At 39.5% G+C, this 5,125-nt stretch carries 2 protein-coding genes and 2 pseudogenes; 3 read left to right on the forward strand and 1 reads right to left on the reverse strand.

The genetic code is table 11. The features are described 5' to 3' along the window. Nucleotides 1-55 precede the first annotated feature (55 nt). Nucleotides 56-2,464, reverse strand: a pseudogene (locus ABF638_RS14765) (ATP-binding protein); the annotation flags it as partial. A gap of 89 nt (nt 2,465-2,553) precedes the next feature. Between ABF638_RS14765 and ABF638_RS14770 the strand changes: the two are divergent. From ABF638_RS14770 to ABF638_RS14780, 3 genes and pseudogenes are all read left to right on the forward strand, one after another. Further along, nucleotides 2,554-2,679, forward strand: a complete 126-nt coding sequence (locus ABF638_RS14770; protein WP_435023438.1) for a hypothetical protein — start codon at nt 2,554-2,556, stop codon at nt 2,677-2,679. 203 nt (nt 2,680-2,882) lie between these two features. Then, on the forward strand, nt 2,883-3,176 hold the full coding sequence (locus tag ABF638_RS14775) for a hypothetical protein (RefSeq protein WP_435023440.1): 294 nt from the start codon (nt 2,883-2,885) through the stop codon (nt 3,174-3,176). 666 nt (nt 3,177-3,842) lie between these two features. Beyond that, nucleotides 3,843-4,187, forward strand: a pseudogene (locus ABF638_RS14780) (hypothetical protein); the annotation flags it as partial. Between the last annotated feature and the right edge of the window lie 938 nt (nt 4,188-5,125).

Below are 5,125 nucleotides of genomic sequence, written 5' to 3' on the forward strand. Positions count from 1 at the left end.
TTCACAGCTTATACTGAGAGAGCTTTTTTACACCCTGACCTACTTTTCAAACACCATCTAAGGACTTTTCATAGCATTGCTGCCAACTATCTGGAGGTAATAAGCGTTCAGCTACCGTAAAGTAGTTAACAGCAACCCCATAGGCAGTAGATTCTTTAGCCCTTTTCCCTGCAATAGAGTTTAGCTGTAAAAGTTCTGAACGTTCTTCCTGACTTTGATGAAATACAAAGCCTTCATTTAAGTGATTGACGATCGCAAAAATTTTGCTGCCTTGTTCTTCTGGCGAAACATTAGCAAGCAGAAGTTTGCCAATTTGGAAGTGAGTTGCTTGTTTCAAAGTCTCAGGAATGAGAGAGTAAGCGGCTTGCTGCACTCGATCGTGGAGAAACAGATAACTAACAGTAATTTTATCAATCGCTTCTACATCAAGTCCCTTTCCCTGGAAAAACTTGTAGGTTGAGTTTTCTGGAATAACTAACCCCTCTTGAAGCGATCGCCACAAATCTGCTGCTACACTATCTTGAGTAGCTTCACAGACTACTGCTAATGTTTCTAAATCAAATCGATTACCAATGCACGCCGCTAGCTTTAATACTTGCTGTGTTGCTTCTGGTAGCCTCTGCAATCGGCGGATCGTAAATTCCACAACATCATCCGTCAGAGCCAACTGTGTCACCTGGGTTAAGTCACACTGCCAATAGCCGGAGGAATGATTGAAAATAATACATTCTTCCTCGTGCAGTCCGTACAAAAACTGAATGGTGAAAAATGGATTTCCCTGAGTTTTTTGGTAGGTCAAATGCGAAAGTGGCGCAGCGATATTATTTGAACACTGCAATGTATCGGCAACTAAACAGGTAATATCTAATTCATTCAAAGCAGCCAACATGAGAGTATTGACATTGACACCACCTTTTCTAATTTCATTCAGAGTTAGTATCAACGGGTGGGCTGGAAAAACTTCATTATCCCGATAAGCTCCGAGTACGAGTAGATAGCCTGCTTCTGACTCGCTCATCAACAATTTCAAAAGGTTCAAAGAAGCGGAATCAGCCCACTGTAAATCATCGAGAAAAATCACTAAGGGATGTTCTTTTTTCGTAAATATCTGAATAAATTTGCCAAAGAGCAGATTAAACCGATTCTGAGATGCACTACCAACCAGCTCAATTATCGGGGGTTGGGAACCAATGATGCATTCTAGTTCGGGAATGACTTCAATCAGAACTTGTCCGTTTTCACCAACAGTAGCAAGGATTTGCTCTTTCCAATGAGCTAGTTCTATATCCGATGCACTCAGGATTTGTCCCATCAAGCTGCGAAAAGCTTGGACAAAGGCTGAAAACGGAATGTTGCGATTGAATTGGTCGTATTTCCCTTTGATGAAATAGCCGTACTGTCGGGTGATGGGTTTGTGGACTTCATTCACCACCGCAGTTTTGCCAATACCAGAGAAACCAGCCACCAGCATCAGTTCAGAACTGCCGCTAGCAACACGCTCGAAGGCTTTCAGTAAAGACTGAACTTCATTTTCCCGTCCGTACAGTTTGTCGGGGATGATGAAGCGATCGCACACATCCCTACTTGCAATTTCAAAACTCTGAATTTCCCCAATTTCTCTTAGCTGCTGTAAACAATTTTCTAAATCAAACTTCAACCCCAATACATTCTGATATCTATCTTCAGCATTCTTCGCCATCAATTTACTGACAATTTTTGATATTACAGATGAAATTTCGGAATTAGTTTCGTGTACTAATGGTGCGATTTTTGCAATATGAGAATGTACCAACTCCATCGGATCATTAGAGGCAAAAGGTAACTCTCCTGTAAGTAATTCGTAGAAAGTTACGCCGAGTGAGTAGAAGTCTGTGCGATAGTCAATCCCTCGATTCATTCTGCCTGTTTGTTCGGGGGAAACATAAGCAAGTGTCCCTTCTAAGACATTGGGGTTGACGAGGGTTTGGGTTTCTCTTGGTAATAAAGATGCAATACTAAAGTCAATTAATTTAACTTGTTTGGTTTCGGGATTAATTAATATATTGCTGGGTTTAATGTCTTTGTGAATGATGCGCTCGTGGTAGAGTAAATCTAAGGTGTCGCAGAGTGCGATCGCAATTTCTAAAAACTCTTGTAGAGAAGCGATATATAGCGTCTGGTCAAAAGTGAAATAATCTGTCAGAGAGATTCCCCCAAAGTCTTCCATCACCAACGCATAGCCATTTTGGTATGGTTCTAGGCTATAAGTTTGGACGATTAGGGGTGAATTGAGATTTTTCGCAATCACATACTGATTGCGAAACGACAAGAGTTCGCTGAAATTGGGATAAGGATTTTTCAGCAGTTTGATCGCTACAGGTAATGAGTCACTCTCTCGATATCCTCGATAAACGATAGTTCTAGAACCGTTGTAAAGTTCTTCAGTTATGTGATATCCGGGAATTCTAACAAGAGTGCTAACCATACTGCTAAATCCTTAGTATTTCCAGATTTAGTATTCCCAGATGTCTGAAGCTGTTTTAGAACAAGAGCTAAAAATTACACGGGAATTTCATGATAAGTTTCTCAGCGCTGTTCCTTTCCAGCGAGAACTCTCAACCATCTATTATCTGCTTATTAGGAGTCAAAACCGCAAAGCAATCTCGAAGTAGAGTCATGAGGAAAGAAGCGATCGCTTAATACTTACATCTGTGCAACAGATTATGCTAGGGCATCTGCCCGAAAAAGATATTTATGTCCAATTAATAAATTCCTCGACAAGGGGCTCGTATTTTCCATAAATTTGGTGTACCTTGTTAATTCCGTGCAAATTATTTATACCTAACTTCTCCCAACTTTACTGCCATCCGATTTTTGAGCCAATGCCTTCGAGAGAAAAGCCAATGAATACTTCTAATGACATACATACCAAGAAGATCATCAAAAAATCCGACAAGCTAACTTTGAAGGAAATGAGGGAAATCCAAGACGCTGAAGACCAACTTCTTCAAGCTAATACTGTCAATTCTCCAGCCTCTGTGGTTGAGGTTGAGGAGAAACCAGTAGCGATTTCAGAGCCTAGAGTTCCTGACTATATTCCATTTCTTGACAATCCTCCAGTACAATCGGTGGGCAATTCCGGCTGGCAGGTTTCTGATGTCTGGCGGGATATTCGGGTAGATGATTTTTGTAATTAAAGCAGACAATTTGTATTCCCAGACGGTTATGCATCGAGGCGGTTGCAGTTATCCACGATCTAAATCTTAGAAATTGAGGAACAGGAACCGCTTCAGGAAGAAAAGTTTTCCCGAATGCATTCTTCGGCAGCAATACCTCTGTCTCTTCGCTGAACCAATATTATGGCAAGCGCCTGAGCAACTTTTATGAAAAAGAGGGGGAAGGGGGAAAGGGTAAGGGGAAAGGGAACCCATATTTAAAAACAGGGGTTTCAAGAAATAGACCCTGCTAAGTTATCGCACTACGTCTCTCAAAAATCTTCTTTTTTGTTCTCCACATTTAAAATAGGGGCTTTATACCTTGTGGGGAAAAGTTTCTTCTTCCCTTGCCCCTTACCCATTCCCCTTTTACCCTTCTTTGTAAACTATCTTTGCACCTAGTCAAAGTTACAGTTGCATTGTGTCTATAATAAGTTACGGCTAACTATAACTGGAAGTTAGCACTTCAAACCTGTGAATTGCTAGATTACGCATTATAGGCGATACCAGGGATAACCAAAATTCATCGGCAGCGCAATAGTTTCTATTCTCGTTGCCAATATGCTCAGTCAGCGATCGCATATTGGTGAAAGTGTTGTATATCAAGGAAAGTGGTTTTAATTGTAGTTTATATCGGATAAAAGATAAGGGGACGGGTGTTGGAATCCCAAAATCTGTCATAATCGCCGTTCGTTTTACCGCCACCGCTCCCAGAATAATTCAGCAGAAATTGATGCAATCGCAGTCGAACCACCAGCAACATATTTTGCAGTACTGTATTTGTATAAAGAACTAGGGGATAAACCATTACACGCCTTAGGCGCAGAACTGTGGCTGGGACAAAAACCTATTTGTCACCTGGAACCAATTCACTGTTTTGGACTAACGGCTGGTAAGATACGCGCCTATACAGATCAGGTGTTGCAGGCTTTTGCAAAACAATACAGTGTTTCACTATATCAATATAAGGATATGTTTGACCTCTCCGAAACGGAGAGGGAGGAGCAACGAAAAATTCAGCCTTTTGCTCCCCTCTCCGTGTCGGAGAGGGGTTGGGGGAGAGGTCAAATAAGACTTGTCGAACTCACGTTAAGTTTCACAGGCTGAGGCTTCATTTTACTTTGAGAATGAGAATACCACCAACTAGCGATCGCTCACTTAACTAGTCATATAGTTTATCTGTACTACTTTGACTACACCTCTACTTACCACTTTGTCAAAATTTAGATACCCTTGCCGTCCCTCTGCACCTGAGTCCCTACAAAGAAGTTACATCTGGTAATTATTCTTTATTAACTATTTTAAATATTTTAACTATTAGCTTAACTGTCTTAAATGTCTTAACTGTCCCCTTAACTGTCTTAACTGTCTTCTTAAATGTCTTAACTGTCCAATTGGCAGTCTTAACCGTCTAGTTAACAGTCTTAAGTGCTATTGCATTTTATTGATAAAACTGAGATTATCTGTTGTTAGGTGAAATTCTAAGTAAGTTGATTTCAAAAAAGCAAGTTTATTTAATAAAAAATTAATTTTATAATCTACCAATCAAGAAATCGATGAGCGTTGTAGTTTTTTATCCAACTAAATATGATTTTTTAGGAAGAAAATTGCTAAGAATCTGAAAAACTAAAAGCCTGTATTTTTATACTTTAAACAATAAAGACTAACTTATCAAACAAGGGTAAATTATTGTACCCTGAGAAATGTTTGAGCCAAAACGAAAAGATTTTAGGTAATTAAAATGAACAAAATAGTTAAAAAGCAATCCTGATTTCCAACAAAAAGCGGTGTTTAGGTAAGGATATATAAGCTAATGCTCTGGTTAGCTAATTAATATACTTTTTAAATATATTTATTGTTTCTATAAAGACTCTATCCGCAAAATATTCAGATTGTTGTCGTCAAAATTGTAAGATTTTCCAGGAACTCTC

The sequence above is a fragment of the Nostoc sp. CALU 1950 genome, assembly GCF_051172895.1.
In the GTDB taxonomy this organism is placed as follows: Bacteria; Cyanobacteriota; Cyanobacteriia; order Cyanobacteriales; family Nostocaceae; genus Nostoc; species Nostoc edaphicum_A.